4 protein-coding genes and 1 pseudogene are annotated in these 3,483 nt (G+C 68.6%); 2 read left to right on the top strand and 3 right to left on the bottom strand.

Annotated features, from left to right (window positions below; genetic code table 11):
* Nucleotides 1-33 precede the first annotated feature (33 nt).
* Complete coding sequence (locus FGD71_RS35255) at nt 34-1,128, bottom strand: substrate-binding domain-containing protein (RefSeq protein ID WP_119104629.1); 1,095 nt, start codon at nt 1,126-1,128, stop codon at nt 34-36.
* A 405-nt stretch (nt 1,129-1,533) separates the two neighbouring features.
* Here FGD71_RS35255 and FGD71_RS35250 point away from each other — a divergent pair, with 405 nt between their 5' ends.
* Both FGD71_RS35250 and FGD71_RS35245 read left to right on the top strand, forming a co-directional pair.
* On the top strand, nt 1,534-1,863 hold the full coding sequence (locus tag FGD71_RS35250) for a hypothetical protein (RefSeq protein WP_119104628.1): 330 nt from the start codon (nt 1,534-1,536) through the stop codon (nt 1,861-1,863).
* 96 nt (nt 1,864-1,959) lie between these two features.
* Complete coding sequence (locus FGD71_RS35245) at nt 1,960-2,535, top strand: dihydrofolate reductase family protein (RefSeq protein ID WP_119104627.1); 576 nt, start codon at nt 1,960-1,962, stop codon at nt 2,533-2,535.
* Between the two features lie 13 nt (nt 2,536-2,548).
* On the opposite strand, the gene FGD71_RS35240 is transcribed toward FGD71_RS35245, so the two are convergent.
* Together FGD71_RS35240 and FGD71_RS35235 are read right to left on the bottom strand one after the other, a co-directional pair.
* A complete protein-coding gene (locus FGD71_RS35240; RefSeq protein WP_119104626.1) occupies nt 2,549-2,998 on the bottom strand; it encodes a helix-turn-helix domain-containing protein in 450 nt (149 codons plus the stop codon).
* A 104-nt stretch (nt 2,999-3,102) separates the two neighbouring features.
* Nucleotides 3,103-3,483: pseudogene (locus FGD71_RS35235) on the bottom strand (5,10-methylene tetrahydromethanopterin reductase); the annotation flags it as partial.

Here is a 3,483-nt window from a genome sequence, read left to right as displayed (position 1 = left end):
CGCCCCCGCCTCGGCGGGGGCGGGGCAGGACTCCTACTTCAGCCCGATCTCCGCACACGCCGACTCGTACTTCGCCGTGCAGATGTCGGAGATCTTGTAGATGCCGTCGTCGATGACCGTGTCCTCGATGGTGTCCTTCGTCAGCCGGGAGACGGAGACGAGGTGGGAGGGGATGTTCTCGGTCGTCGGGCTGTCCACCTTGTCGCGGGTGAGGGCGTCGAACTCGATGCCGTGGCCGCGGACCCGTGCCACCGCCAACTCCGCTGCGGCCTGGGCCTCTTCGGGGTACGGCTTGTAGACGCTCATGTACTGGTCGCCGACGACGATGCGCTGCACGGCCTCGAGTTCCGCGTCCTGACCGGTGATCGGCGGCAGCTCGGTGACGCCGGCCGCCTTCAGCGCGGAGACGATGCCGCCCGCCATACCGTCGTTGGCCGAGTACACACCGGCGATGTTCTCCACACCGAGGGACGAGATCGCGGCCATCATGTTGGCCCGCGCGTTCGACGGCTTCCACTCCTTGGTGTCGTACGACTTGGCTACCTGCACCTTGTTGCCGAGTGCCCTCTGGGCGGCCTGCTTGAACTGGGCCGCGTTCGGGTCGGTGACCGCGCCGTTCATCATGACGACCTTGTCGGACCCGCTCCCGCCGTCCAGGGCCTCGGCGAGAGCCTTGCCCTGCACCTCGCCGACCAGATCGTTGTCGAAGGAGACGTACGCGTCGATCGGGCCCTCGGCCAGTCGGTCGTACGCGATGACCGGGATCCCCGCGTCCTTGGCCTTCTTCACACCGCCCGCGATGGTGTGGGCGTCCACCGCGTCCAGCAGCACCACGTCGACCTTGTCGTCGATCATCTTCTGGAGCTGCCTGCTCTGCCTGCCGGCGTTCTGGTCGGCGTTGGCGTAGGCGACCTCGCCCTCGCCGTCGGTCAGTTCGTCGACCTTCTTCGTGATGATGGGGCGGTCGAACTTCTCGTACCGCTGGTTCGCCTTCTCCGGCAGCAGCAGTCCCACCGTGATGTCGTCACCCTTGCCCGGACTCTCCTGCGCACTGTCTCCGCTGCCGTCGAGCCCGCCACAGGCGGCCAGAGAAAGAGTCATGGTGGATGCGGCCACGGATATGGCCATACGACGTACACGGGTGTTCACTTCGGGTGCCTTCCGGACGAGAGCGCACTATCGCGACCCAGATGACGGAAAGCCAACGCGGACGTTACTGACGCGTCAAGGAGTTGTGGCTAACGACATCACAACAGCACTCTCCGTGAGGGGTGTGAAGACAGGGAAACGAAGGTCAGGAGGGCCTGAGGAGAGGGAGAGTTACGGGGATCACGCGGGAACCACATGACGTTCACACGACATCTCACGGCCTCCTGTATACGAGTTCGCGCGTACGGGTCAGTGGGGCACCTGTTCGGCCCCGTACGGATTGCGGCGGAGCGGCGCTCGGAAGTTGCTGGGACAAGACAGTTTGTCTCTGTTCCTGTCCCTGTCCCCATCCGTGTCCCTGCCCTGATCCCGCTGGAGCCCCCCATGCGCACGCTTCCCCGACGTCTCGCCCTCACCACCCTCCTGGTGGCGGCGGCCTGCCTGACGGCCGCCGCCCCCGCGTCGGCCGCCACACCCGCCGAACCACCCTCCCTACGCCCGGTCGCCGCCCCCGCTGCCGCCGCTCCCGCCTCCTGCGACATCGACTCGTCCGATGTCACCGGCCTCCAGGCAGCGATCGACGCCTGCGTCCAGAGCCGGCTGGAGATCAGCCTCGCCGACACCTCCCTGACGGCGGAGATGATCGAGGCGACGATCGAGGCGACGCTCGTCGAGATCGGTCTCGACATCGGTCTGGAGATCGGTCCCTCCTGACCCGGTCGTGGGCAAGGACCGCCCGGGCCTGACAGGCTTGGACGGTCCGGGAGGCCCGGGGAGATCCGGGCGGCCAGGGAATTCCAGGAGGTTCCGATGCGAAAGATCGTCCTGAGCATGTCCGTGTCCCTCGACGGCTTCTTCGAGGGGCCGAACCGCGAGCTCGACTGGCACATGGTCGACGACGAGCTGCACCGGCACTTCAACGAACGCAGCAAGGCGATGAGCGGCTTCCTGACCGGCCGGGTCATGCACGAGCTGATGGCGGGCTTCTGGCCGACCGCCGACCAGGACCCCGCGAGCCCGGAACCGGAACGGGAGTTCGCGGCCATCTGGCGGGACATGCCGAAGATCGTGTACTCCCGCACCCTGGACCTGGGCCACACCGACTGGAACACGACCGTCGTGCGGGAAGTCGTCCCCGAGGAGGTCCGTGCCCTCAAGGACCAACCCGGCGGAGACCTCGGGATCGGCGGCGCCGAACTCGCCGCGGAGTTCCGCCGCCACGACCTGATCGACGAGTACCTGCTCTACGTCACCCCGGTCGTCCTGGGCCGTGGCCGCCCCCTCTTCCCGGACACGGGTGCCACCACCCGCCTGCGCCCCACCGAAACCCACACCTTCGGCAACGGCGTCGTACTCCTGCGCTACGAGCGCGCCACAGCCGGCTGAGGCTTCTTCGCCGTCAACCGCCCTGGGGCAGGAACTGCTTCGCGACCTTGGCGAACAGATCGCTCAGTTCGGGCGGCACCCCCATGAGCCGTGCCGCCTCCTCGGGACTCAGCCGCATTTGCCCCTCACCGACCGCGGGCCTCCCGCCGCCGGACACCGGAAGGTCGTCCTCCGTCAGCCGGCCCGAGCGGATGAGCATCTCGCGGAGCGGAACGCCGAGTACGGCCGCGACGCGCCGCATCGTCTCCAGGTCGGGCATCGACTGGCGTTGCAGCAGCCGGCTGACCGCAGCCCGGTGCACCCCCGCGTCGTCGGCGAGCTTCGAACGACCGCCACCGCGCGGACTGTCGATGTCGTAGCCGCGGCCGCGCATCAGCTCCTCGATCCAGGCGGCGAACTCATCGAGCCCCTGGGCCCGGTAACTCTGGTCGGTACGGGCACCCACCCGTGAGCTGGAACGCATGTCACCGCTCTCCCCTCGTCACGCGGACAGCGTACGGATCACGCACGCACCATCATGTGCGCGCGCTCGCGCGTAACTGTGGAGATTCGGCAACATCCGTCATTTCAGTGGCGATTGGCACCCTCACGCGGACGTTCCGGGAGCCGGTGGCAGGCGGCGATGATCTCCTCCAGGTCGGTGACCGCCGCGTGGACGCCCTCGGTCAGCAGGACGCCCGCCGGGTTGAGCAGGATCTCGTCGACGCCGGCGGTGCGGTAGCCCGCCAGTGTTGCCGCGATCTCCTGCGGTGTGCCGGTGACGACGACCTCGCCGCGCAGCAGTTCGGCGGCGGGATCGGCCGCGTCGACGTCCACTCCCGCCCGGCGCAGCATGTCCGCGTAGTGCGGGGCGCGCAGATGCCCGCCCGCCGCGGCCAGGGCCAGCCGGCGCGGGTCGCGGCCGGGCCTGCGGACGGCCACGTGGACCGCCGTCGCGATGCGCGGGCG

It is taken from the genome of Streptomyces sporangiiformans (assembly GCF_005768555.2).
Taxonomy (GTDB): domain Bacteria; phylum Actinomycetota; class Actinomycetes; order Streptomycetales; family Streptomycetaceae; genus Streptomyces; species Streptomyces sporangiiformans.
The sequence above is the reverse complement of the archived record's forward strand: the minus strand, read 5'-3'. Positions and strand labels throughout refer to the sequence as shown.

Coding starts and splice junctions, on each gene's coding strand:
- FGD71_RS35240 (WP_119104626.1), bottom strand. CDS start 2,998: ATGCGTTCCAGCTCACGGGTGGGTGCCCGTACCGACCAGAGTTACCGG.
- FGD71_RS35245 (WP_119104627.1), top strand. CDS start 1,960: ATGCGAAAGATCGTCCTGAGCATGTCCGTGTCCCTCGACGGCTTCTTC.
- FGD71_RS35250 (WP_119104628.1), top strand. CDS start 1,534: ATGCGCACGCTTCCCCGACGTCTCGCCCTCACCACCCTCCTGGTGGCG.
- FGD71_RS35255 (WP_119104629.1), bottom strand. CDS start 1,128: ATGGCCATATCCGTGGCCGCATCCACCATGACTCTTTCTCTGGCCGCC.